General features: G+C 46.2%; 24 protein-coding genes. 15 read left to right on the plus strand and 9 right to left on the minus strand.

The features are described 5' to 3' along the window. The first annotated feature begins 11 nt into the window (after positions 1-11). The 8 genes from parE to NST70_RS07550 all read left to right on the plus strand — a co-directional run bounded on the left by parE (position 12) and on the right by NST70_RS07550 (position 11,233). Entirely contained in the window at positions 12-1,991 is a 1,980-nt protein-coding gene (parE, locus tag NST70_RS07515) for a DNA topoisomerase IV subunit B (RefSeq protein WP_026104551.1), read from the plus strand. Next, positions 1,988-4,435, plus strand: a complete 2,448-nt coding sequence (parC, locus tag NST70_RS07520; protein ID WP_061565332.1) for a DNA topoisomerase IV subunit A — start codon at positions 1,988-1,990, stop codon at positions 4,433-4,435. Before parE ends, parC begins: the two co-directional genes overlap by 4 nt. 9 nt (positions 4,436-4,444) lie before the next feature. After that, positions 4,445-5,308: a hypothetical protein gene (locus NST70_RS07525; protein WP_061565333.1), complete on the plus strand. Its 864-nt coding sequence runs from the start codon at positions 4,445-4,447 to the stop codon at positions 5,306-5,308. Between the two features lie 113 nt (positions 5,309-5,421). Beyond that, positions 5,422-6,675, plus strand: a complete 1,254-nt coding sequence (locus tag NST70_RS07530; protein WP_017550851.1) for an MFS transporter — start codon at positions 5,422-5,424, stop codon at positions 6,673-6,675. Between the two features lie 228 nt (positions 6,676-6,903). Next, a complete protein-coding gene (locus NST70_RS07535; RefSeq protein ID WP_017550852.1) occupies positions 6,904-7,725 on the plus strand; it encodes a pyruvate, water dikinase regulatory protein in 822 nt (273 codons plus the stop codon). Then, entirely contained in the window at positions 7,722-10,397 is a 2,676-nt protein-coding gene (gene ppdK / locus NST70_RS07540) for a pyruvate, phosphate dikinase (RefSeq protein WP_061565334.1), read from the plus strand. Before NST70_RS07535 ends, ppdK begins: the two co-directional genes overlap by 4 nt. A gap of 179 nt (positions 10,398-10,576) precedes the next feature. Further along, the gene (locus NST70_RS07545) at positions 10,577-10,951 is read left to right on the plus strand and encodes a VOC family protein (RefSeq protein ID WP_014098345.1); all 375 of its coding nucleotides are present in this window, start codon (positions 10,577-10,579) and stop codon (positions 10,949-10,951) included. A gap of 162 nt (positions 10,952-11,113) precedes the next feature. Further along, positions 11,114-11,233 (plus strand): DUF4023 family protein, encoded by a 120-nt coding sequence (locus tag NST70_RS07550; protein WP_014098344.1) that lies wholly within the window; start codon positions 11,114-11,116, stop codon positions 11,231-11,233. A 160-nt stretch (positions 11,234-11,393) separates the two neighbouring features. Here the strand turns inward: NST70_RS07550 and NST70_RS07555 are convergent, their stop codons facing one another. Then, on the minus strand, positions 11,394-11,540 hold the full coding sequence (locus NST70_RS07555) for a hypothetical protein (RefSeq protein ID WP_014098343.1): 147 nt from the start codon (positions 11,538-11,540) through the stop codon (positions 11,394-11,396). Positions 11,541-11,940: 400 nt separating this feature from the next. On the opposite strand from NST70_RS07555, the gene NST70_RS07560 reads away from it, so the two are divergent. Continuing rightward, positions 11,941-12,255, plus strand: coding sequence for a YesK family protein (locus tag NST70_RS07560; RefSeq protein WP_205422006.1), 315 nt, complete (start codon positions 11,941-11,943; stop codon positions 12,253-12,255). 48 nt (positions 12,256-12,303) lie between these two features. After that, the gene (locus NST70_RS07565; protein ID WP_342476097.1) at positions 12,304-13,392 is read left to right on the plus strand and encodes a nitronate monooxygenase; all 1,089 of its coding nucleotides are present in this window, start codon (positions 12,304-12,306) and stop codon (positions 13,390-13,392) included. Positions 13,393-14,154: 762 nt separating this feature from the next. On the opposite strand, the gene NST70_RS07570 is transcribed toward NST70_RS07565, so the two are convergent. The 3 genes from NST70_RS07570 to NST70_RS07580 all read right to left on the minus strand — a co-directional run bounded on the left by NST70_RS07570 (position 14,155) and on the right by NST70_RS07580 (position 16,612). Further along, positions 14,155-14,703 (minus strand): short-chain dehydrogenase, encoded by a 549-nt coding sequence (locus NST70_RS07570; RefSeq protein ID WP_061565336.1) that lies wholly within the window; start codon positions 14,701-14,703, stop codon positions 14,155-14,157. A 62-nt stretch (positions 14,704-14,765) separates the two neighbouring features. After that, positions 14,766-15,293 carry a signal peptidase I gene (gene lepB / locus NST70_RS07575; RefSeq protein ID WP_061577213.1) on the minus strand — a complete coding sequence of 176 codons (528 nt, stop codon included), beginning with the start codon at positions 15,291-15,293 and terminating at the stop codon, positions 14,766-14,768. Positions 15,294-15,526: 233 nt separating this feature from the next. Continuing rightward, positions 15,527-16,612 (minus strand): isocitrate/isopropylmalate dehydrogenase family protein, encoded by a 1,086-nt coding sequence (locus NST70_RS07580; RefSeq protein ID WP_014098336.1) that lies wholly within the window; start codon positions 16,610-16,612, stop codon positions 15,527-15,529. A gap of 536 nt (positions 16,613-17,148) precedes the next feature. Here NST70_RS07580 and NST70_RS07585 point away from each other — a divergent pair. After that, on the plus strand, positions 17,149-17,361 hold the full coding sequence (locus tag NST70_RS07585; protein ID WP_064505184.1) for a hypothetical protein: 213 nt from the start codon (positions 17,149-17,151) through the stop codon (positions 17,359-17,361). A 115-nt stretch (positions 17,362-17,476) separates the two neighbouring features. Here NST70_RS07585 and NST70_RS07590 read toward each other — a convergent pair whose 3' ends face one another. The 3 genes from NST70_RS07590 to NST70_RS07600 are packed head-to-tail and all read right to left on the minus strand — an operon-like array spanning position 17,477 to position 20,183. After that, on the minus strand, positions 17,477-18,277 hold the full coding sequence (locus tag NST70_RS07590) for an AAA family ATPase (RefSeq protein WP_014096192.1): 801 nt from the start codon (positions 18,275-18,277) through the stop codon (positions 17,477-17,479). Beyond that, positions 18,270-19,622, minus strand: coding sequence for a DDE-type integrase/transposase/recombinase (locus NST70_RS07595; RefSeq protein ID WP_014096191.1), 1,353 nt, complete (start codon positions 19,620-19,622; stop codon positions 18,270-18,272). The genes NST70_RS07590 and NST70_RS07595 overlap by 8 nt, the downstream gene beginning before the upstream one ends. 42 nt (positions 19,623-19,664) lie before the next feature. Beyond that, a complete protein-coding gene (locus NST70_RS07600; protein WP_225620988.1) occupies positions 19,665-20,183 on the minus strand; it encodes a DUF6431 domain-containing protein in 519 nt (172 codons plus the stop codon). Between the two features lie 379 nt (positions 20,184-20,562). On the opposite strand from NST70_RS07600, the gene NST70_RS07605 reads away from it, so the two are divergent. After that, the gene (locus NST70_RS07605; RefSeq protein WP_061577289.1) at positions 20,563-20,853 is read left to right on the plus strand and encodes a hypothetical protein; all 291 of its coding nucleotides are present in this window, start codon (positions 20,563-20,565) and stop codon (positions 20,851-20,853) included. Between the two features lie 269 nt (positions 20,854-21,122). Here the strand turns inward: NST70_RS07605 and NST70_RS07610 are convergent, their stop codons facing one another. Together NST70_RS07610 and NST70_RS07615 are read right to left on the minus strand one after the other, a co-directional pair. Beyond that, complete coding sequence (locus NST70_RS07610; RefSeq protein WP_014098332.1) at positions 21,123-21,305, minus strand: hypothetical protein; 183 nt, start codon at positions 21,303-21,305, stop codon at positions 21,123-21,125. Positions 21,306-21,325: 20 nt separating this feature from the next. Then, the gene (locus NST70_RS07615; protein ID WP_026683441.1) at positions 21,326-22,069 is read right to left on the minus strand and encodes a type II toxin-antitoxin system SpoIISA family toxin; all 744 of its coding nucleotides are present in this window, start codon (positions 22,067-22,069) and stop codon (positions 21,326-21,328) included. Positions 22,070-22,206: 137 nt separating this feature from the next. On the opposite strand from NST70_RS07615, the gene NST70_RS07620 reads away from it, so the two are divergent. From NST70_RS07620 to NST70_RS07630, 3 genes are read left to right on the plus strand one after another with little or no spacing between them, the layout of a single operon-like run. Further along, positions 22,207-22,737: a GNAT family N-acetyltransferase gene (locus tag NST70_RS07620; RefSeq protein ID WP_061577288.1), complete on the plus strand. Its 531-nt coding sequence runs from the start codon at positions 22,207-22,209 to the stop codon at positions 22,735-22,737. Beyond that, complete coding sequence (locus NST70_RS07625) at positions 22,737-23,231, plus strand: GNAT family N-acetyltransferase (RefSeq protein WP_061577287.1); 495 nt, start codon at positions 22,737-22,739, stop codon at positions 23,229-23,231. Before NST70_RS07620 ends, NST70_RS07625 begins: the two co-directional genes overlap by 1 nt. Further along, on the plus strand, positions 23,228-23,653 hold the full coding sequence (locus NST70_RS07630; RefSeq protein ID WP_061577286.1) for a GNAT family N-acetyltransferase: 426 nt from the start codon (positions 23,228-23,230) through the stop codon (positions 23,651-23,653). Before NST70_RS07625 ends, NST70_RS07630 begins: the two co-directional genes overlap by 4 nt. The last annotated feature ends 242 nt before the right edge of the window (positions 23,654-23,895 follow it).

Here is a 23,895-nt window from a genome sequence, read left to right on the forward strand (position 1 = left end):
GGGGAATAGATGTGGCGAAGAAACAAAATATATTGGAATATAATGATGATGCAATCCAGGTGCTGGAAGGGCTGGAGGCCGTAAGGAAAAGGCCGGGCATGTACATCGGGTCGACCGATGCGCGCGGTTTGCACCATCTTGTCTATGAAATCGTCGACAATGCGGTGGATGAGGCGTTGTCCGGGTACGGAAACCATATCATCGTCAACATTCACAAAGATAACAGCATCAGCGTCCAGGACTTCGGGCGCGGCATGCCGGTCGGGATGCACAAGCTCGGTAAGCCGACGACAGAAGTGATCTTGACGATTTTGCACGCCGGCGGAAAATTTGGGCAGGGCGGCTATAAAACGAGCGGCGGCCTGCACGGTGTCGGCGCGTCCGTCGTCAATGCCCTGTCGGAATGGCTTGTTGTTACCATACATCGCGACGGTTACGTGTATGAACAGCGTTTCCGTGACGGCGGCAAACCGGAAACAACGCTCGAGAAAACCGGGAAAACCAATAAGACCGGCACAACGATCCATTTTAAACCCGACCCGTCCATTTTTAGCACCATCACTTTTAACTACGATACATTATGCGAACGGCTGCGCGAATCGGCCTTTCTTTTAAAAGGGTTAAAAATTGAAATCACTGATGAACGTTTCGGGCGGCATGATCTGTTCCACTACGAAAACGGCATTGAAGCCTTTGTCCAGTACTTGAACGAAGGAAAAGAAGTGCTCCATCCGGTTGTGTTTATCGAGGGGGAAACAAACGGAATCGAAGCGGAATTTGCGTTTCAGTTTAACGACGGCTTTTCGGAAAACATTTTATCTTTCGTGAACAACGTGCGCACGAAAGACGGCGGCACGCACGAAGCCGGGGCAAAAACGGCATTGACGCGCGTCGTGAACGATTATGCAAGAAAAACCGGGCTGTTAAAAGAAAAAGATAAAAACTTAGAAGGGACGGATATCCGCGAAGGGCTGTCCGCCATTATTTCCGTCCGCATTCCGGAAGAACTGCTCCAATTTGAAGGACAAACGAAAGGGAAACTTGGCACAAGTGAAGCCCGCTCTGCAGTTGATACGATTGTTTCGGAACACCTTTCTTATTTTCTTGAAGAAAACCCGGATACGAGCAATCTTTTAATCCGGAAAGCCATCAAGGCGTCGCAGGCAAGGGAAGCAGCGAGGAAAGCACGGGAAGAAGCGAGAAGTGGCAAAAAGCGGAAGAAATCGGAAACGACTTTGTCCGGAAAGCTGACGCCGGCGCAAAGCCGCAATCCGCAGCGGAACGAACTGTATCTCGTTGAAGGGGATTCCGCGGGCGGTTCTGCGAAACAGGGGCGCGACCGGAAATTCCAGGCTGTTTTGCCGCTGCGCGGAAAAGTCATCAATACGGAAAAAGCAAAGCTTGCGGATATTTTTAAAAATGAAGAAATCAATACCATTATTTATACGATTGGTGCCGGCGTCGGCCCTGAATTCAATTTGGAAGACGTCAATTACGACAAAGTCATTATTATGACCGATGCCGACACGGACGGTGCCCACATCCAGGTGCTGCTTCTTACGTTCTTTTACCGCTATATGCGGCCTTTGATTGAAGCGGGAAAAGTGTACATCGCGCTGCCACCGCTTTATAAAGTCAGCAAAGGCACCGGCAGGAAAGAAATCGTGGAATATGCTTGGACCGAAAAAGAACTGGATGAAACGATCAAAAAAGTCGGGCGCGGCTATATCCTGCAGCGTTATAAAGGGCTCGGTGAAATGAACGCCGACCAGCTTTGGGAAACGACGATGAATCCGGAAACGCGGACTTTGATCCGTGTCCGTATTGATGATGCGGCCCGGGCTGAACGGCGGGTGACCACGCTTATGGGCGATAAGGTTGAACCGCGCCGGCAATGGATTGAAAATCATGTGGAATTCGGGCTTGAGGACGACACCAATATTTTAGACAATGAGAATTTGATGATTGAGGAAGGGGACATGAACGGATGAAGACGGCTGAACGTTTTCAAGATTTGCCTTTGGAAGAGGTGCTGGGCGACCGCTTCGGCCGGTACAGCAAATATATTATTCAGGATCGTGCCCTTCCGGATGCGCGGGACGGCCTGAAGCCGGTGCAGCGGCGGATTCTTTATGCGATGCATGTAGAGGGTAACACTGTTGACAAGCATTTCCGGAAATCGGCAAAAACGGTCGGCAACGTCATCGGCAATTACCATCCGCACGGGGATTCTTCCGTTTATGAAGCGATGGTGCGGATGAGCCAGGACTGGAAGCTGCGAAACGTGCTCATTGAAATGCACGGCAATAACGGGAGCATTGACGGCGACCCGGCCGCGGCCATGCGGTATACAGAAGCAAGGCTCGCCCCGATTGCATCCGAACTCCTTCATGATATTGATAAAGAAACGGTTAAATTTATCCCGAATTTCGATGATACCGCAAATGAGCCGATTGTGCTGCCCGCCCGGTTTCCCAACCTGCTCGTGAACGGATCAACCGGCATCTCGGCCGGATATGCAACCGAAATTCCGCCGCACCACCTCGGGGAAATCATTGACGGGGCCATCATGCGGATGGAAAACCCGGATTGCACGGTGGACGACCTGATGACAGTCATAAAAGGCCCCGATTTTCCAACAGGCGGCATTGTCCAGGGAATTGACGGGATTAAAAAAGCGTATGAAACCGGCAAAGGCAAAATGGTCGTAAGAGGCAGGACATCGATCGAAGAGATCCGCGGCGGGCGAAAGCAAATTGTCATCGCAGAGATTCCTTATGAAGTCAATAAAGCCAATCTTGTCAAAAAAATCGACGAGCTCCGGATTGACCGGAAAGTGGAAGGCATATCCGAAGTCCGCGATGAAACCGACCGGACCGGGCTCCGGATTGTGATCGAACTGAAAAAAGATGCGGATGCAGATAGCGTCCTGAATTATTTATTCAAAAACACTGATCTCCAGGTTTCCTACAATTTCAACATGGTGGCCATCCATAACCGTCGGCCGCAGCTGATGGGCCTCCGTGAACTGCTCGATGCTTATATTGAGCACCAGAAAGAAGTGGTCACAAAAAGAACGGAATTCGATCTCAAAAAAGCGCGTGACCGCAAGCATATTGTTGACGGCCTGATGAAGGCACTTTCCATCCTGGATGAAGTCATTGCAGCGATTCGGGCATCCAAAGATAAAAAAGATGCAAAAGCGAACTTAATCGCAAAGTTTGCTTTTACCGAACCCCAGGCTGAAGCGATTGTCACGCTGCAGCTCTACCGCCTGACCAATACGGACATTACGACGCTGGAAAATGAGGCGGCAGACCTTGAGAAAAAAATTGAGACCTATCTCGCGATTTTATCCAGCGAGAAAAAACTGTTTACGGTGATCAAAAAAGAACTGAGAGATATCCGGAAAAAATACGCGGATAACAGAAGGACAACGATTGAAGCGGAAATACAGGAATTAAAAATCAATCTGGAAGCGATGATCCCGAATGAAGATGTGATGGTCACCATTACAAAAGACGGTTATATCAAACGGACAAGCCTCCGTTCATATACTGCTTCAAACGGCCGGGACCTTGCTATTAAAGACAGCGACCGCCTGCTCTTTAAACAGCAGCTCAATACCGTCCAGACGGTGCTACTTTTCACAAATAAAGGAAGCTATATCTATTTGCCGGTCCATGAACTGCCGGATATCCGCTGGAAAGATCTCGGGCAGCATGTTTCCAATCTTGTGACGCTTGAACGCGATGAAGGCATCATCAAAGTGCTCCCGATTGAAGATTTCAACCAGCCGCAGTTTATTTTGTTTTTCACGAAAAACGGCATGGCGAAGAAAACGGAATTGCAGCAATACCAGGCACAGCGCTATTCGAAAGCCCTCGTTGCAATCAACTTAAAGGGCGATGATGAAGTGGTCGATGTTCACCTGACAGACGGCTCAAAAGAAGTCTTCCTCGCTTCCCGCCTCGGTTACGGGCTCCGGTTTGATGAAGCGGAAATCAGCGTTGTCGGCCAGCGGGCAGCAGGGGTAAAAGGCATGAACCTAAAAGAAGGCGACAGGCTCGTTAGCGGGAAAATCATTGAAGATCCGGAAAAAGATAAAGTCTTTATTGCCACCCAAAGAGGCGCCGTCAAGAAAATGAAAGTGTCCGAATTTGACAAAACAAGCCGGGCCAAACGCGGCGTCATCATGCTGCGCGAATTAAAAGCCCATCCGCACCGGATCGCCGGGGCTGTGATTGCAGGCGACGATGAAACCGTCTCGGTCATCACGGAAAAAGGGCATCAGGAAGACATTCGGCTCCACGATTTGCGCGACCACGACCGTTATTCAAATGGCTCATTTGCCATTGATGAAGAAGAGAACGGGACCGTGACAGAAGTATGGAAGCAGGAACCGGAAGAGGGTGCTGCGGAAGAAAACGATTGAAAAAAGTGTTTGCCGTTTTCGGCAAACACTTTTTTCATCTTCAGGCAAGTTTTACATAATTCGATGCTTGCGGCGTATCCTAAAGAAAAACGGATGCGGGGTGAGAAGATGAAAAAAGAATACATGCTTGCACTGCTCGCATTATGGTTTATGGCAGCCGGCACGGTTGTGATCGCGGACGCGGGCGGGAAGACGAAAGCCGGCAAAACGGTGATTCACCGGTACGAGGCGGATGTAACCGGCGACGGAAAAAAGGATGCGATTGTATTGGAAGGCATCCCGTTTGCAGCCGGCAGCCCGTATATGAAAAAAATTTGGGCGCGGATTGCCACGTCGGAAGGAAAGAAATATAAATTGCCGTATGAGCCTGGGTATGAACCGGAAATCCAGTTCACCGATCTCAACCATGACGGCGTAAAGGACATGCTCGGATCAAGCAACAGCGGCGGAAGCGGGGGCATAAACCAGTACCGCCTCGATACGCTGAAAGGCGGCATTTTAAAACATTTGCCGATGCCGCCCGTGTTAAAGCTTAGCGGCAAATTTGAAAATGCATTGTCGGCCAGGCTCAACATTGAAAATACGAACGAAACATTTTTGATTGATTTAAGAAAACGAAAAAAAGATTATATCCGGCTCGGTATTTACCGAAAGGACGGAATGCTCAATGAGCCGTTTGAACTGATGATCGATCCGGCGGCGGTTTACAAACCGGTGAAAATAAAGGGCAAAAAAGGCGTCGGGCTCGAAGGTTATCAGCAAGTAAGCGGTGCCTACCATGCAGATAAACTCGGCAACGTAAAGGCAACATGGTATTTTAAAGACGGAAAATGGATCCTGGTTCGTGCCAAATGGCAGCCTACAAACGCATAAAAAAACTCCCGGCGGGGGAGTTTTTTTATTGCGGATTCGAAAATTGAAAATGTTTTTGCGCAAAAATAGATTATAATAGTAATAAATTCCAAACAAAACAGGGGTAGAGCAGATTGGACAGACAAAAAAGCAAGTACAGATGGGTTGTTTTTTTCGCGGTGCTGTTTTCCTACATGGTGATTGTCAGCCAGCGAACGGCGCCAGGCTTGATTTCGGATAAACTGATGAGCGAGTTTCATATGACAGCGTCCGTCATCGGTTTATTGACAGGTGCGCAGTTTCTCGCTTATGCGGGGCTGCAAATTCCGATTGGGATTTTTTCCGACCGGTTCGGGCCGAACGTTTTTTTGGTCACAGGCACTTTATTCAGTGGCATCGGCACGTTCTTATACAGCATTTCGCCGAATGAAGCCTGTTTGCTCGTATCCAGGGTGCTTGCCGGCATGGGGGATGCGACCATTTGGATTAATCTTGTCTTGATTTTAAGTCAGTGGTTTTATGCGAAAGAGTTTGTCGGGCTGATCGGTTATGCCGGCATGGCCGGAAGCGTGGGTTCTTTGCTCGCAACCGTTCCGCTAACGGCCTGGATTTCAGCTTCGGGATGGCGCCAGCCGTTTTTTGTAACCGGTATTCTGCTCCTCGCAAGTACGGTGATGCTGTATGTCGTGCTGATCCGACTCCCGCAAAAGCGGGAAGGGGGAACGCATGCGAATACAAAAGTCCGCCATGAAAAAATGCTTTTGGTTCTAAAGCGGATCTTGAAAAGCAGGCAGGCGAGGGCTGCATTTTTATGCCATTTCGGACTTGTCGGCACATATGTTGGTTTTATTGGTACATGGGCTGTGCCGTACGGGATGCATATTTTCGGCATGAACCGCCCGGAAGCGAGCCAGCTGGTCATGACAGGATTAATCGGAGCAATTATCGGCGCGCCGGTTACCGGATGGATCGCAAGCAGACTCGGTTCAAGGAAGAAGCCATATTTGCTGATTCAAACCCTGATTTTTCTGGCATGGACGGTTTTCTTTTTGAGCGGGGGCAAACCGCCGTTATTTTTCGCGGTGCTGTTAATGTTTGTCATCGGATATGGTAATGGTGCAAGCGCGCTGACGTTTGCGGTCGTCCGCCACTCCTTTGACGTAAGGGAAGTCGGATCGGTTTCCGGATTTGCCAATACCGGCGGCTTTTTAAGCGCGGTGCTTTTGCCGAGCTTGTTTGGAAAAGTGCTGGACCATTTTCATGCTGAAGCGAGTGTGGTCGGTTATCATTACGGCTTTTTAATCCCGGCGTTCTTTTCGCTTTTTGGCGTGCTCGGGACGGTGATGATCCGGGAGAAAATCCGCGCCGGAGAGAATCAGGCAGCATAAAAATTTTTAAACGGTGCACAGCAGTTGCCTGTTTTACATGAAATAAAAATTTTAAAAAAAAACCGGTAAAATGGTTCACGCATCCTTTTAAATGTGTTATACTAATGAACGATAAGTATAACACATTTGTCAAACAGTGCATATACTGATGGCATACGGGAGGGGCAGTGAAAAGAAACCATATACATACGGAGCCATTTTCCGGTTCGAAAAGGATGGGAACCATACATGGAACAAAAAGAAATTGTGCATATCATCTCGGACTCGGTCGGAGAAACGGCTGAATTTGTTGTAAAAGCGGTTGCTGCGCAGTTTAACGGCGGACACATCGAAATCAGGCGGCATCCGCATGTGGAAGAAACAGACGATATCGAACCGGTGATTGAGACGGCAAAAAAACAAAATGCCATCATTGCTTACACGATCGTCGTTACCCCTTTGAAAGCATACATTGACCGCCGTGCCAGCGAAGAAGGGATCATTGCGGTCGACCTGATGAATCCGTTGATGGAAGCTTTTATGAAAAAGTTTCACAAGGAGCCGTACCACCGTCCGAAGTTAATGCGCAAGCTGGATCAGGAATATTTTAAAAAAATTGAAGCAATTGAGTTTGCCGTGAAATATGATGACGGGCGCGATCCAACCGGACTGAAAAAGGCGGACATTGTCCTACTCGGCGTCTCCCGGACGTCGAAAACACCGTTGTCGATGTATTTGGCACATCACAGCTTTAAGGTGGCAAATGTTCCGATCGTGCCGGAAATCGCGCCGCCTGATGAGTTGTTTTCCATCCCACGGGAAAAATGCGTCGGGCTGATGATATCGCCTGAAAAACTGAATGAAATCCGAAGAGAACGGATCAAAGCAATGGGTTTAAAATCGGACGCCAATTATGCGAGCTTTGAACGGATTTATGAAGAACTTGTATACGCGGAAAATTTGATGCGGAAACTCAGATGCCCGATCATTGATGTTTCGAACAAAGCGGTGGAAGAAACAGCAAGCCTTATTATTGAAATGTTCAAAAACAGGGAGGAGCTGCTCAAATGACAAAATTTGTCTACTTGTTCAACGAAGGGAACAGCCATATGCGTGACCTGCTTGGCGGCAAAGGAGCCAATCTGGCGGAAATGACAAACATCGGCCTGCCGGTGCCGTTCGGATTCACGATTACAACCGAGGCATGCAATGACTATTATTCAAACGGCAAAAAAATTTCAGATGCAGTCGAAACACAAATGGAAGAAGCGCTTTTGAAACTGGAAGAAAAAACCGGCAAAAAACTGGGCGGGAACGAGAACCCGCTGCTCGTCTCCGTCCGTTCCGGCTCTGTATTTTCGATGCCGGGGATGATGGATACGGTACTGAACCTCGGCATGAACGATGAGACCGTGGAAGCCGTTGCGAAACTGACCGGCAATCCGCGCTTTGCCTATGATTCGTACCGCCGGTTTATCCAAATGTTTTCTGACGTGGTGCTCGGGATCGAGGTATACCATTTCGAACATTTGCTTGAACAAACCCGGGAACAAAAAGGGTATACAGCTGATCCGGAAATGACTGCGGAAGACTGGAAAGACATCATTGCCGGCTATAAAAAGATCGTTAAAAAACATACGAAACAGGATTTTCCGCAAGACCCGAAAACGCAACTGTACCTTGCCGTAAATGCCGTTTTTGATTCGTGGAATAACCAGCGTGCCATTGTATACCGCCGCCTGAATAAAATTCCGGACCATCTTGGGACCGCAGTCAATATCCAAAGCATGGTATTCGGAAATATGGGGGATGATTCCGGAACCGGCGTCGCTTTTACACGGAACCCGTCAACAGGCGAACGCGTGCTGTACGGCGAATATTTAATCAATGCCCAAGGCGAAGATGTCGTTGCCGGTATCCGCACCCCGCAGCCGATCCAGGTACTGGCAAAAGACATGCCGGAAGTGTACCGCCAGTTTGTAAAAACAAGCAAATTACTGGAAGAACACTACAAAGACATGCAGGACATTGAATTTACGGTGGAACGCGGCAAACTGTACCTTTTGCAAACCCGGAACGGCAAACGGACGGCGCAGGCTGCAATCCGCATAGCCGTTGAAATGGTGAAAGAAGGCATTCTCGATAAAAAGACAGCGCTTTTAAGGGTTGATCCGGAACAGTTGAATCAGCTCCTGCACCGCCGTATTGATGATGTCGCGGCCAAAAACCATCTTGCAAAAGGGCTGCCGGCATCCCCGGGAGCTGCAACCGGCGCCGTTGTATTTGATGCTGATGAAGCGGAACGGCTCGGCAAGGAAGGGAAAAAAGTGATTTTAGTCCGCCCCGAAACGACACCGGATGATATTCACGGCATTATTGCATCCCAGGCGGTTGTGACAAGCCGCGGCGGGATGACGAGCCATGCGGCGGTTGTCGCGCGCGGGATGGGGAAAGCGTGCATCTGCGGCTGCGAATCTATGAAAATTGATTTGAAAGCGGAACAATTTACGGTCGGCGATACGGTTGTCCGTTACGGGGATGTCATCACGATCGACGGTTCGACAGGTGAAGTGATGCTCGGCGAAGTCCCGATGATCGACCCTGAGCTTTCCGGCGAATTCAAAACGCTGCTTGAATGGGCGGATGAGGTGCGCGATCTCGGCGTGCGCGCCAATGCCGACAACCCTGCGGACGCGAAAAAATCGCTCGAATTCGGTGCAGACGGCATCGGCCTTTGCCGGACGGAGCATATGTTTATGGACATTAAGCGCGTGCCGATCGTTCAGGAAATGATCCTCGCCGAGACTTTGGAAGAGCGCGAAAAAGCTTTGGATAAACTGCTTCCGATGCAGCAGGGCGATTTTGAAGGCATCTTTGAGGAAATGGCCGGCCATCCGGTGACGATCCGCCTGCTCGATCCGCCAATGCACGAATTTTTGCCGGATAAGGAAGAACTGCTAGTAGAAGTAACAAAACTGCAGCTTACGGCACCAGGCTCAAAAGAACTGGAAGAAAAAGAATACTTGCTGAAAAAAGTCCAGCATCTTGCTGAATTCAATCCGATGCTCGGCCACCGCGGCTGCCGGCTCGGCATGATTTTCCCTGAAATCTACGAAATGCAGGTCAAAGCAATTTTTTACGCTGCCGCTGCCGTCCTGCAAAAGGGAATAAAAGTCCAGCCGGAAATTATGATTCCGCTTGTCGGCCATGTGAATGAGCTGAAACGGATGCGCGCGCTCGTGACGGATATGGCGAATCAGGTCATGGAGGAAAAGGGCTTGAAATTCGATTATACAGTCGGCACGATGATCGAAATACCGCGCGCCGCCCTTACCGCAGACCAAATTGCAGAAGAAGCCGATTTCTTCTCGTTTGGCACGAATGACTTGACGCAAACGACGTTCGGCTTTAGCCGTGACGATGCGGAAGGAAAATTCTTGCAACAGTACATCGAGCAAAAAGTGCTGCCGGAAAATCCGTTTGCCGTCCTTGATCAGGAAGGCGTCGGCAAACTTGTCGAAACCGGTGTCAAACTCGGCCGTCAGACAAAACCGGGCTTAAAAACCGGCATTTGCGGCGAACACGGCGGGGAAAAAAGCTCGATCGAATTCTGCTACAAAACCGGCCTGAACTACGTCAGCTGTTCGCCTTACCGCGTACCGCTCGCAAGGCTCGCCGCTGCACAGGCCACCATCCGGAACAAAAAAGAAGACACCGACAAAGTGACAGTCGCTGCAAAATAAATCATTTTCCTTAAGGCACACGGTGGATTGCCCCCGTGTGCTTTTTTCTGCGCAAGTCCATGAAATAGGCATGCCGGGGGTGTAAAGAAGCCATAAGCAAATCTTATCAAATGAGTTGTCAAAGCCATTATTTAAATGACAAAAGAATGAATGTAAGATGAATGTAAGGAGGGATGAGATTGGCATTTAATTTTATCGCAATCGACCATGTTCAGCTTGCTGCTCCACGTGGCAGTGAGCAGACAGCAAAAAAGTTTTACGCAGAAATCCTCGGATTTACGGAAATTGAAAAACCAGCAGAATTGAAAAAACGCGGCGGCTGCTGGTTTCAAAACGGAAAAATACAAATCCACATCGGCATTGAAGAGCCTTTTTCACCCGCCAAAAAAGCGCATCCTGCATTTGAAGTCAGAAATCTCGAAAGCTTGAAAGAAAGGTTTACCCACTATCAAATGAAGTGGACAGAAGACGGTAAACTACCAGGGGCAGCGCGCATTTACGCAACAGATCCATTCGGAAACAGGCTGGAATTTTTAGAATGGAAGAGCAAGTAAAAAAACGTGCGAAATGGTGAAATGAGAAATTGGCAGGGGGTGGAATATGGCTGTAAATTGCACAATGATGAAAGCGAATCTCCCGTCCGGAAATCCAAAATGCATGCATGCCTGACCGGGTCTTGGTTAAAGTAACAATGACGGGCGGAAAGGAGGCACGACATGGACAATACGCATGGATTTGTGCAGAAGCTGAATGAACAGCAAAAGAAACAGGAACAAAACAAAAAACGGCAGGGGAACGGAAACCCAAGTGAAAAGCTGCCGACAAACCGGCATTAAAAAAATGGCGTGTGGGATACACGCCATTTTTCAAAAGAACGGGACAGCCACGCTCTAAAAACGGGAATTGGTTTACATAATAATATTATAAAAAACCACACATTTCTTTTCCGCTGTTGGGAAGATGTCTGTTTATCCTGAAAATGGAAAAGGCAGCCAATCAGATGGCTGACTGGTTGCCCATGTTTTCTTCCATTTTCATGCTTCGCGCGATTTGTTGTGCATGGCGCTTCGCTTCTTTCACGGACTTTCCTTTTACCGTAATCAATCGTCCGTCAATAATGAAGTTGAAAATTCTGGTTCTCATATGCTATCACCTCTTCTTTGTTTACCCATTGTTCTTTTTTTAAAACATATGCTTCTTTCGGAAAGTTTTTCAGAAGTTGAAGATGCAGTGAGTAGAAAAATATTGCAGCGGGCAGTTTCATGTTATCCGTCGTGCGCAGGGATTTTTTGCGGAACTCGGGCTTTACATTTATAGAATTATAACAGATAAACGAAAAAAATACAACATATTGATATGGAAAGAGTTTTTCTGCCCATATTTTGAAAAGCGCTGCATTCATTTGGACGGGCAACAGGAGAGGGTTTTCACTATTTTTAAAATGTTTAAAATAAATCAGAATCCTGTTATAATGGGATAAAGGCGAATGGGGAGGCATATGGCCACTTTTGTGATGGATGTCGTGAGTTGAACACTCGTCATTTTGCTTGTTTGCTATATTTTTAGGCATATTGTAGAGCTTCCGGTATATGTCATTCCGGTATTCAGTGCGGTATGCAGCATTGTGCTCTTGTTCAGCAGCTTTTTCAAAGGAGGATGGGGCGGAATGGGGCTGGGTGCAATAGGGCTTGTGCTGTTGCTCGCATCCGTCCTGCCTTTTATGCTATCCGCGTTATTTTTAAGGCCGATGGTGGAAAAAAATCGTGAGCTGTCCGGAAAACGGCGGCACATGGCATGCTGCTATCAGAAAAACGGAACGCGAAGATCAGTAACAAGCATTTTACAAGCAGGACTGTAAGCGCTATGATCAGAAAAAAGGTAGAATGGTTTTGAGGGAGGAATTTGGATGTTGAAAAACGTTTTGACCGAACGGCTGAAAATACGGTACCCGATGATTCAGGCTCCGATGGCAGGGGGCATCACCAAACCGGCATTGGTGGCTGCGGTCTCAAACGCCGGCGGGCTGGGCATGATCGGGGCAGGATACTTGACCGCTGCCCAAACAAAAGAACAAATCCGGGAAATCAAACAGTTAACCGGAAACCCTTTTGGCATCAATTTTTTTGTTCCCGGCGAGTTTGAAGTAGATGAAAAAGTAACAGCCGCAAATGGCATTTTAAATCGGGTCCGCAAACAGTTAAAAATAGAGGCAAAAACGGAAATAGAAGTTCCTGGTTTACATAGCGTACAAGATCAATTTTTGGCACAGGTGCAAGTGGCCATCGAAGAGAAAGTGCCTGTTTGTTCATTCACTTTTGGAATACCTTCCAGGGAAGTGATCGAAAAGCTGAAACAAAACGGGATCCTCCTCATTGGAACGGCAACAACCGTTGATGAAGCGATCGAAGTGGAGCAAGCCGGAATGGATATGGTGGTTGCACAAGGCAGTGAAGCGGGAGGCCATCGCGGGAATTTTTTGAAAGAACATGAGGAAAGTATGATTGGCCTGATGTCACTAATTCCCCAGGTTGCCGACAATGTCCGGATTCCCGTCATTGCGGCAGGCGGTATTATGGATGGCAGGGGGCTTGCAGCAGCGCTTTGCTTAGGGGCAAAAGGCGTGCAAATGGGAACTGCCTTCCTGGCCTGTGCGGAAAGCGGCGCACCTCAGTCCCATAAGGAAGCCGTTCTCCATGCGAAAGAAGATGAGCTTGTCCTCACCCGGTCATTTTCCGGAAAATGGGCAAGAGGCGTAAAAAATGCATTCATCTCGGAAATGAAGCCGCATGAAGCGCTTTTTCCGGATTATCCCGTGCAAAATACGCTCACACAGGATATCAGAAAGGCTGCCGGAAAGCAGAACAACCGTGAGTTTATGTCACTTTGGGCCGGCCAAAGCCCGCGACTCGCAAAACATCAAACGGCAAAAGCATTGATAGGCCATGTCATAAAAGAAGCTGAAGAAATCATGGGCAAAATGCCTGAAACTCTATAATTTTTCGCCGGCAATGAAACAAGGCATCAAGGCACACGAGAGGGTGAATCATTTTCATGACAGGTTTTCTTGCCGTGTTTTAGGTGGCGTGGAAATCTACGTGAAGGAAGCAGGCGCAAAAGATGATGTTTCTTAATGTAGAGTGCGTCTCCGTTAAGGAAGCGCGTGGAAAAAACGATGTTTCTTAACGTAGAGTGCGTCTAGGTGAAGGAAGCTGGGGCAAAAGTCGGTATTTCTTAACGTAGAAGGCGTCTACGTGAAAGAAGCGCGGAAAAAAGACGATGTTCCTTAAAATAGAGTGCGTCTACGTTAAGAAAGCAGGCGCAAAAGACGATGTTTCTTAACGTAGAAGGTGTCTACGTTAAGGAAACGCGTGGAAAAAACGATGTTTCTTAACGTAGAGTGCGTCTATGTTAAGGAAGGGAGCGAAAAAATTGATGTTTCTTAACGTAAAAGGCGTCTACGTTAAGGAAGCGCAGAAAAATGCTGGTCTTTCTTAACATAACCCGCAAAGTGAAGGAAATGTGAAAAAATATCAGCAGGATCTGCTAAGATTGAAGGAATAGTTGTTATCTATAATTTTATTATGTTAACTAAAAATATGACCATATCAAATGATCCTCCTATTATTGTCTGCATTGTAAGCCGAAATAAGCAGGACAAACCCGAACTGAAGACGAATCATAGCGTAAATAGCTGTGAAGTGTGCCAAAGCCATAACAGGTTTGTCCCCCTTTCCCTTTCGCAATTTCTCGGACCACCTTACGGGCGTTTGTCCCACGGTTCCAGTTGCCCGACAATATGCCTTTTTTTGCCTGACTGGATGGCTTCGATGACGCCGTCCGAAATTTCTTCATTTGTCAGCCATCTTGACTGATGATTTTCGCGAATAAACCCAAGCTGGATTTGATGGTAATTGCAATTTTCCAAACCGGCAAGCTCGTTCAAAAGTTCATCCGGATTCCGGGTGCTTCCGAGGACGTGATACAGTTCCCATTGGCGGCTGTTCTGTGAAAAAACATTTGAAATCGTTACAAGTGCTTGATCTGCATAAGAATGGATCCAGGCTACTGCAAGGTCAACCGGTCCGTGCTGCCCAATCAGTTTATCTAAATGTTCACGCAGTGCACTCGAATCAGCGTAATCCGTTAAAACAGGGGTAATCCGGCTCCGGTCAGCGGCCCGGGAAATGCATGCATCCATTTTTTCGGGATTGCGCGCAATAATGGAAACATGGTCAGCCTGTCCGGCGAGCCACAGAGATACATTGCATAGCATGCCGGTTCCGCCGACGACTAAAGCGTGTTTCAAGGAAGTTCCCCCCTGCTTTTTATGAATAGATATCCTAAGCTCTCTGCTGCCCGCAAGGAAAGTTAATGGACTTCCCGAATTTGCGAGAGCGGGTAAAATACCGCTTCGGTTTTTCCCACGAGTTCTTTCTTCGGAATAAGGCCGAGCCCGTTTCTGCTGTCTTCGCTGTACAACCGGTTATCGCCCATTACGAAATATTTATTTCTTGGTACGGTGAGAGGCCCGAAGTTATTCGTCAACTTGCTGCCTTTTTTACGTGCTGCTTTCAGGTTTTTTGCAAGGTAAGGCTCTTTGTGCAACTTCCCATTAATGTAGAGATGGTCATTTTTGACTAGAATGGTATCTCCGGGAAGGTCGATAATCCGCTTTACATAGTTTTCCGTTTCTCCCTTGATGATGATGATATCGCCTCTTTGGTAATCGGCAGCAGAATGGACTTTATAAACGAGAATTTTATCGTGGTTATGAAGTGTCGGCTCCATTGATTCCCCTTCAACCATATAAGGGGCAATGAAAAATCCCCTGATGACCGCAACAAGCAGAATGGCAAATATGAATGATTTTAACAAGGTTTTTATCCCTTTGCTCATTTGACCAGCTCCCATGCATATCTTCATCGTATTCTATTCTTCCAGAAAGACAGGAAATCCTTTATATTGTTTAATAATATGCAACATTTCCATGTTATAAACATAAGAGATGGGGCACAGGAGCGATTTGTGCCATTCAAGGCGGCGGGAAATTGCGGAATCATCCGCCGTCCGCGGGATCTCGGAAAGCTGTAAAAATGCCCGTTCAACAGTCTTTAGGCAATTCGCACAAATCATGAGAGCTGGTAAATTTTTTTGATCACAGCATCTGTAAAAGCTGTTGTGGAAGCAGAGCCCCCCAAATCATGGGTAACGGTCCCATCTGCAATGGTACCCAAACATGCATCTTCCATTTTTTTCGCAATTTCATTCAGGCGGGGATCGCGGTGATGTGCACTTAACCATTGCAACAGCATGACAGCTGACAGCAGCATGCTTGTTGGATTTGCAAGATCCTGTCCGGCAATGTCCGGTGCTGAACCGTGTGCCGCCTGGGCCATTGCCTGTTTCCCGTTTGTGTTTAAGGAAGGGGATAATCCCAAGCTTCCCGCCAATTCACCGGCCAGGTCCGACAAGATATCACCGAATAAGTTTTCTGTCACAATGACATCAAAGTCACCGGCCCTGCGCACGAGGCGTGCTGCCATTGCATCAATAAGGACATCTTCCACTTTGACTTCAGGATAATATTTTTTGCCGGTTTCATAGCAAATATCGCGGAATAACCCGAATGCCAATCTAATGACATTGGCTTTGTGGACAATCGTGACCTTCTTTCTCCGGGACATAGCCAGCTTAAATGCTTCATGGGCAATTCTTTCAATTGATTTTCTGGTAAAAACGCCGGTTACAAGTGCTACATCCGGTGTAACCATACACTCTCCGGTACCGATGTACATATTCCGATCGGATAAAAAGCCTTCGGAGTTTTCGCGTAAAATTATCAGGTCGCTAAACCCGGCGACACTTTTTGTCCCGGGAAAAGTCCGACTTGGGCGAATATTGGCAAATAAATCAAAGCAATGCCGTAACTCGCCGCTTGGATTTCTTTTGAATAAACGGTGTTCATCCGGATATGCGGAGGAATCATGCGGCCCCATCAACCAGCCATCGGTTTCTTTCAGCCCTTGTTTTGTCACGTCCGGCATAGGATCATTGTATTTTTTAATTCCTTCCCAGCCCATTGGAAGCTCTATGAAAACAAATTCGGTTCCGTTTGCTGCTTTTGAAGCTGCAGCTTTCAACACTTTAACAGTAGCGCTTACAATCTCAGGCCCGATCCCGTCGCCATATAATACACCTAATTTATACGTTGTCATCCTTCAAACTCCTCTCCATTGTTTTAAAAAACCAGCATGTTTCTTCGAAAGGGGTGATTCGTGATGTGTTCGGCATTCCAATTGTCTGCTGGCTTCATTACGGATTCTCCTTCTCTATTTTGCTGAAAAGTAAAAATAATATGGGTTTAAATAAAATATATCATACATCAAAAGGAAATGAGGATTGTAAAATTTTATTTTTCCGGATTGCGGTTGCTGCCAGGTGCATGAATTCGTTTCCAAGAGCAGATCCCGCGTGATAAAATGGTTGTAATACCCGAGGAAAATAAATGCCCTGGTTTTAACCGTGGCGCTGGTGGGATTGTTATTTTCGTATTACTGAAAAAAAGCCTTAACACCGGTTTGCCTGCTTTTGATCCGGTTATCAATATCCGGCTTCTCTGCTTTGCCATATTGGAGATTATCATTTTGCTACAAATGAAAATATTCAATTTACAAGAAGGAATTTTGCATGTGTGCCCACAATAGTTAATATTAGATGTATCGCTTGCAGACAGGGGATGATTTTTTTGAAAATGGCTGGCGTGATTTTTGTAGTGATCGGGGTAATTCTTCTTCCGTTTGGCATTTTGCAGTTTAAAAAAGAATGGAAAGCCTACCGGAAATTTTCCCCGAAAACCCAAAAGGTATTTGTGCTGATTGAAATATTCGATGTATTATCGGGTGTCCCCATCCTGTCAACCTGGTTGATGTACTGTTACTGGCGCCCCAAAATGGCAGGAAATTGACGGTGTTATTTGTCCAGAAATTGACGGAATTGTTGTCAATTAAGAGGGAAGCCAGTTTGCGCTTTATTGTGGCTTCCCCTATGAGTTTAATACTTAAATTTAAATCATTGTCATTTCACGAAAGTTCCCCTTCAATCACACGTTTTACCATATGATCGTCAATGATTCGATGCCTGTTTTGTGCTCCGTAAAGTAGACAGTGGGTACAAATCTTGTTGATGATCCTTGCGGCTCCCCCGGAAAAACGATGGATTTCATCTAAAGCTACATCTGTGAAAATTTGCTCAGTTACTCCTGAATATTGTAAATGCATGGCAATATATTCTGCAGATTGAGCTCTGTCGTAATGCCCCAGTTTGAATTGAATATCAATCCTTTGGCGGATTGCTGTGAAGGATTGGAGGCGCAGGCGGTCCCATAATTCACTTTGTCCGACAAGAATCAGGCTCATAGGGCTTTGGGCATCCATTTTGAAGTTCAGCAGGAATCTGACTTCCTCCAACATTTCCCGATCAAGAAGATGGGCCTCGTCCACGACCACTACCGGCTGAACACCATGAATTCCTCTCATAAGCTCAATTTCCCGATGAAGCTGCCGTTTTGCATCGCCTCTATAAAATTTAGACTCGCACCCGAGTTGTTCCAACAACCCTTTGTAAAAATGCCGAGGCGTTAATTTGGAATCAGACAAGTACAGTACTTTATATTGTCCATCATCAAGCCGGTCAACAAATTTACGGATAGTCGTCGTTTTCCCAGTCCCACAATCGCCTGTTAAAACCGCGAATAACTGCCTTTCAGCCGTATATTTTAACCGCCCCAGTATTTCCTGCATCATAGGAGAATCATAAAGCTTTTCAGTCGGAATATCCCGTGAAAAAGGCGTATGAGTCATACCGTAGAAGGCTTCAAACATTCTCACCGTCCTCCTTCCATACAGCCCGGAAGGAGACGGCTGGTGTTTGTTCCATCTGTCGTTCCTGATACTTTTGTTCCGCAGCTTTTAATAATCTTGATGAATCGGCTTCCTGTGGCTGAAGATGATCAGGAAGGGGTGGCCTTTTCCCTGACCTTTCACCAATTTCAAGTTTATGAGCTTTCCATGGCGAATACCCTTCAAACTCAATGGTGAGTTCCTCCAGATCCGCAGGATCATAGATAACTTCGACTTTCTGCCCAATAAATGCCAGGCCTACTTCGTATTTTTGATCCATGAAACTGATACAGCCGGATTTATCTACCTTGCGTGTTTCGCAATGCAGGAATGCATCCGCCAACGTATCTGGCTCAATGAAACGAAGTGCTTTTCTGTCACTCCTAAATGCCGATCTTGGGCTTATCTTTTCCCCAAGCGCAGAATGCGGCTTCTCCTGATAACACTCTGTCAGCCAGACTTGAAACAGTTCATTTAACCGTTCTAATGTCTTCGGCTTTTCTAGTGAGACTTCCCCCAGAAAAGAATCAATGAGCCGGTTGAATTTTTCAACCTTGCCTTTGCTTTCTGGCGAAAATGGCTTCGCGTAAACCAGCCGGGTTCCAAGTTTTGAACAGGTTCTCCCCATCCATTTCGTCCTGTATTGTTTGCCATTATCAAAGTAAACGGCTTCGGGAGCACCATATTTTTGCACTGCTTGTCGAAAAGCATCCTCCACAATCCGGGAATCAAGTGTCGGATAAAATTCACCGTGTAAAACATACCTCGTCGCATCATCAATAATGGCGACCAAGTATACCTGCTTCTTGGCACCATTTGGGCCAATCGGTAAATACGGGCCATATTTGATATCAGACTGCCAAAGCTGATTCCGATGTCTTTTTTGAAACCTTCTGGCTGCCACTCCTGATTGCGAATAAAGCCTCATCTGCCTGGAACTGTATCCTCTCTCTGATAGCTTTTCCTGAAGGGTTGAACGTTTGATTTGCCCGGGTTCTGCAAGACCTTCCCATTCAAGTATCTGTATGATTTGTGAAACACTTCGGCTGGGGGCCTCTCTTCTAAGTAGAATGGCCTGTTCTATGATATGTGGCGGGACTGCCTCAGGCTTGGTTTGGGACTGCTTTCCTTTGGGCTTCAATCCTGAAAATCCTTCTTTTCGAAACTGCGTTAAATAACGCCTGATAGTCCTTTCAGAAAGGCCGGAGGCCTTACAAATTTGTTCCTTTAATTCCTTCGCTTTTCCGGCATCCAATCCATCCGCCAATAATGGAGAAATGAGTTGAAACCTTTGGGCTGCCATTTCATCTGCTTTCTTGTGATCCATTCATGATAGACTCCTTTCCTATTTATCTACCATGAGTGTAAATCAACCCCCGCCGGACAAGAATGCAGAACGGGTATGTACCCATAAATAAAAATTTACAACGGGTCGGACAACACGCGCCAGCCATCCGGAGGCATTGCCCACCAATCGCCCTAATCTTTGGAGTGCGGTCCCCGAAGTTTCGGGCAAAACTTTCAGGTCGTCCCCATCTTGTTTGGTCTGATGTTTAATGGAAACAAGGCAATGGATCCAGTATTCTACATAAAAATAAAACCAGTCTATCCAACGATAAAGTGTTGATTCATCTGCCGGAATATCATGATTGGAACGATTAGTCAAAACCGTTTCAATACATTCCGATTTATATCTTTTATAAGGCACCAGAAATTCTGGAAGTTCGTGATGAATCTTTCCGCATTGTTCACATTGTAAACGTCTGATATTATAAATATGCTTCTTTCCAGATCTATCAATGGCTTTTCGATCTCTTGTCCCAATAACCTTCATATGTTTACCACAACAAGGGGAAGGTACTTTTTCCGCACCCCTAACCAAAAACACCAAGTTGAGTATTTTCAATTAGCTTATAATCTGATACAATAACCATAATCGTTATTTTTGGTGGGACATTCCCCGTATAGCTGATGGTACAGTTATACATCATGGGGGATGTCCTTTTCCTTTCTCAAGAATAAATACGAGGACATTATACTCGTCAAATTCCGGACAGGCAATACCGTCAACTTTCGGTTATTTTTGGATGTCAGAAACAATGTACCTTTCAGCATTCTGTATTGTGATGGGTGTCATCATGATCACAACGCATTAAGAAAGATGATGAAAAACGCGAAAAGATGGCGTCCTGCTGTTGTTTTGAGCCGGATGGGGAGTACATCGCCAAGTTGACATAAAAAAGCGCTGGAGATGAGGGGGCAACTGGATGTTAAAAAAATGCTTATTGGTGCTGACTGTATTTTTACTGGCTGCTGATGCTACTATTTTGTATATATGGCTTGTCAAATGGCAAAAGCTTGCAACGATTCCCGGTATGGTGGGCTGGGGAATAGCCTTTTTGTCAGGGTTGCTTTTATATATGATCTTAAAAAAGTTGAGTTCCGGAGAAAAAATGGTGATGGTCTTCAGCCGGCTTGCACTCGGTTCCGCTGTCCTGCTTGGCGGTTTAGCGGTTTTGACGGTTCTCATTACCCTTACTGTCCGCTCGATGCCGTAAGAGAGGTATGCTACATATCCCTTTGCAAGAACAAAAAATCTGCGGGTGCTAATCTGATTTCATGTTGCCCGCTTATTTTTCAGCTTATCAATAAAGCTGAGGAGTTCCACTGTCTGTTTTTTTCTGTTTTTTTCCATTGGGGAAGGAGAAGGGGGCGGAGAGTAAACGCTTGTTTCTTTATGGAACTTTTTCACATGATCACCTCTGCTGATTATCTGCAATAGTGTATGTAGAGTTGTTAAAAAGTATGAAGGGCAATAACCAGTTTGTTATTGCCCTTGAGAAGATTTTTTGCCGTACTTTTTCAGGATCTGTTCGTTTTCTTCCATGATTTTTAAAGTCGTCGGGCTGATGCCCACTGAAGGAACACGGACTCTTGATTTTCTTCTGAAAGTTCCCCGAATATTTCCGGTTTCATTTCTCTGTGCCAGGAGTGCACTGCTTTTTTTCATTTTTGTCACCGCCTTGTTTTTCAATCCATGTCGTCCGGCGGAGCCGCAAAATCATAAACATGGGCCATGATGACAAACAGGATACAATCCATTTCTGTAATGGCTCTGGAACCGGATATTTTTAATAGATACAATTCGTCATGAAAAAGATAAATCGGATGGAGCGCATCGTTTCCATCGACATGATACACCGTCTCCAGCCTGTCCAATTTCGCGCGGACGGAACCGGGATTTGCGTAACTATACAATGCCTGATCTTTCTCTAACGGTGTTGTAAACGGCAAAATGTTAACGCTCATATCCGCTTTTTCCGCATAAGATGACAGTACTTCTTTTAAACCTAACAGATATCCTTCTTTACTACCATAATACCCTACGATGCCCTCGTTATTCAAGATGTCGAGCATATTTTTAGCCATTGACAGATTGTCCTGAAGCAAAGACTCGTTTGCAGAAACGGTTTTCGTAAATCTTTCCAATTCATATTTTCCGGCTTTGCGGAAATACATATTTAAAAAAATAAAACCGTCGATAGCCGCAAAAATAAGCGCGGTGATGGCATAGTTTTTAAATTCCGTGAAAATGCTCGCCGGGTGGATCGTCCAGTAAACCAGCGCGCCAAATAAATAAACCAAATACCAGATTTTCCGGATCAGAAAAACTTTTGCATCCATCTTTTCTTCATTTTTTCCATAAAGGTAAGTGTATATCACGAGACCGGCAAAACAAAGCCAAACAAAAGTTTTAAAAAACAGCGTTTCCAAATCTCCGCCCCCCTATATTCCAGAAAAGTACTATCTGCCATTATTTTATCATAAAAAGGGGAACTATTGTTTGTATTTCTTCATAAAAGGCAGAATTGATGAAATGTTCCTAGGATGATAGACTGATAAAGAGAGATATGTTAGAATTTAACAAAATATGGGGGGAGCTGGCAGTTTTGGAAGTAAAAAAAGCGTTAAACATCCGGCAACTGGGAAACAAGGAAAAACTGCCGATGGATTTACTGCTGCTTGCCGACCCGTCACGCGAAATGGTGATGGCCTATGCCAAACGCGGAGAATGCTATGTGGCGGAATTCGAAGGAAAGATAATCGGCGTTTATATCCTGCTAGCGGCAAGGCCGGGAATCGTGGAATTGGCGAATGTAGCGGTTGCAAAAGAACATCATGGAAAAGGATTTGGAAAACGGCTTGTGCTGGATGCCATCCAGAGGGCAGGAAGAAAAGGATTTAAATCGATCGAAGTGGGTACCGGTAATTCCAGCATCAGCCAGCTGGCCTTATATCAAAAATGCGGTTTCCGGATCTCCGGGATGGACAGAGACTTTTTCGTCAGGCATTATGATGAAGCGATTTATGAAAACGGGATTCACTGCCGGGATATGGTACGGTTATCACTCGATTTGGAAGAAACGACATGTAAGGGGTAATGGAATTGGAACTGGTCTTTTACAATGATGATTTAAAGCAACAATTGGACAACTATACGATAACGGATGATCAGCTCCGTTTTACGGGGCATCCAAATGAAGCCATTGCCCTTGCAAAAGAGGATCCGGAACGGCACCCTGTTGTTGCAGTCCGCCATAACATGATCACAAACTTTTTTGTGCTTCATGAAAAAAATGGCGCCAGGTCCTATACAAATCATCCGCATGCCATATTGCTGCGGACTTTTTCAACCGATTTCCACCAGCAGGGAAAAGGATACGCCAGGCAATGTTTAAAACAGCTGCCCCATTTTGTCCGTACCCATTTTCCGGAAATAGAGCAAATGGTCCTTGGGGTGAATGCGGAAAATCTTGCTGCCCAAAATTTATACAGACAAGCCGGGTTTGTGGATGAAGGGGACAGGATGATGGGGAAAAAGGGCGAATTGATTATTATGCATTACCATTTAGACAAAGAAGGGGTATACAGGTGAAAATAAAAGAACTTACAGCCCGCGAAGAGTGGAAAGCGGTGTTTCCGGTGATGAAACAGCTGCGGAAACATTTGGACGAAGAAAACGATCTTCAGCTGGTGGAGGCGGCGGCAAAGACATCGGATTACAAGATGGCCGCTGTAATAGATGGCGGAAATATTGTGGCGGTAACCGGGTATATGCCGATGATTACTTTGTACAACGGGCGGTTCATTTGGGTATGCGACCTGGTGACGGATGAAGCGCACCGATCAAAAGGATACGGCGCCAGGCTTTTGGCGTATGTGGAAAAACAGGCTGGCGAAAACGGATACGGCATTGTTTCCCTGTCATCCGGCCTGCAAAGAAAAGACGCCCACCGGTTTTATGAAGAAAAAATGGATTATGATAAAGTCAGTTATGTGTTTTTGAAAAGACTGTAGTTTTTGCATTTTGGCTTAAAAAGCGCAGTTTATCGCCGTACCTCTTCATCTGCGGGCTGGCCGGTGTCATAATGCTGATAAGAATCAAAATTGAGTTAAAAATGCGGCAATCTCTTGACATTGTGATTAACTTAATATAAAATATTGTCGAACTGGAAAACTGGAGCTAGGGTTCCGCTTCATTCAGAAGGTCTGCGACCGAGGGCTTCATCTCTTGTAATAAAACAAGAGGCACCTATTGA

It is taken from the genome of Weizmannia sp. FSL K6-0777, from assembly GCF_038593185.1.
Taxonomy (GTDB): domain Bacteria; phylum Bacillota; class Bacilli; order Bacillales; family Bacillaceae_C; genus Weizmannia; species Weizmannia faecalis.

What these genes read in the sequence shown, in the direction of transcription:
- parC (WP_061565332.1), top strand. Translation starts at nt 1,988, where the DNA reads ATGAAGACGGCTGAACGTTTTCAAGATTTGCCTTTGGAAGAGGTGCTG.
- NST70_RS07535 (WP_017550852.1), top strand. Translation starts at nt 6,904, where the DNA reads ATGGAACAAAAAGAAATTGTGCATATCATCTCGGACTCGGTCGGAGAA.
- ppdK (WP_061565334.1), top strand. Translation starts at nt 7,722, where the DNA reads ATGACAAAATTTGTCTACTTGTTCAACGAAGGGAACAGCCATATGCGT.
- NST70_RS07550 (WP_014098344.1), top strand. Translation starts at nt 11,114, where the DNA reads ATGGACAATACGCATGGATTTGTGCAGAAGCTGAATGAACAGCAAAAG.
- NST70_RS07555 (WP_014098343.1), bottom strand. Translation starts at nt 11,540, where the DNA reads ATGAGAACCAGAATTTTCAACTTCATTATTGACGGACGATTGATTACG.
- NST70_RS07565 (WP_342476097.1), top strand. Translation starts at nt 12,304, where the DNA reads ATGTTGAAAAACGTTTTGACCGAACGGCTGAAAATACGGTACCCGATG.
- lepB (WP_061577213.1), bottom strand. Translation starts at nt 15,293, where the DNA reads ATGAGCAAAGGGATAAAAACCTTGTTAAAATCATTCATATTTGCCATT.
- NST70_RS07580 (WP_014098336.1), bottom strand. Translation starts at nt 16,612, where the DNA reads ATGACAACGTATAAATTAGGTGTATTATATGGCGACGGGATCGGGCCT.
- NST70_RS07585 (WP_064505184.1), top strand. Translation starts at nt 17,149, where the DNA reads ATGGCTGGCGTGATTTTTGTAGTGATCGGGGTAATTCTTCTTCCGTTT.
- NST70_RS07590 (WP_014096192.1), bottom strand. Translation starts at nt 18,277, where the DNA reads ATGTTTGAAGCCTTCTACGGTATGACTCATACGCCTTTTTCACGGGAT.
- NST70_RS07595 (WP_014096191.1), bottom strand. Translation starts at nt 19,622, where the DNA reads ATGGATCACAAGAAAGCAGATGAAATGGCAGCCCAAAGGTTTCAACTC.
- NST70_RS07605 (WP_061577289.1), top strand. Translation starts at nt 20,563, where the DNA reads ATGTTAAAAAAATGCTTATTGGTGCTGACTGTATTTTTACTGGCTGCT.
- NST70_RS07610 (WP_014098332.1), bottom strand. Translation starts at nt 21,305, where the DNA reads ATGAAAAAAAGCAGTGCACTCCTGGCACAGAGAAATGAAACCGGAAAT.
- NST70_RS07620 (WP_061577288.1), top strand. Translation starts at nt 22,207, where the DNA reads ATGTTAGAATTTAACAAAATATGGGGGGAGCTGGCAGTTTTGGAAGTA.
- NST70_RS07625 (WP_061577287.1), top strand. Translation starts at nt 22,737, where the DNA reads ATGGAATTGGAACTGGTCTTTTACAATGATGATTTAAAGCAACAATTG.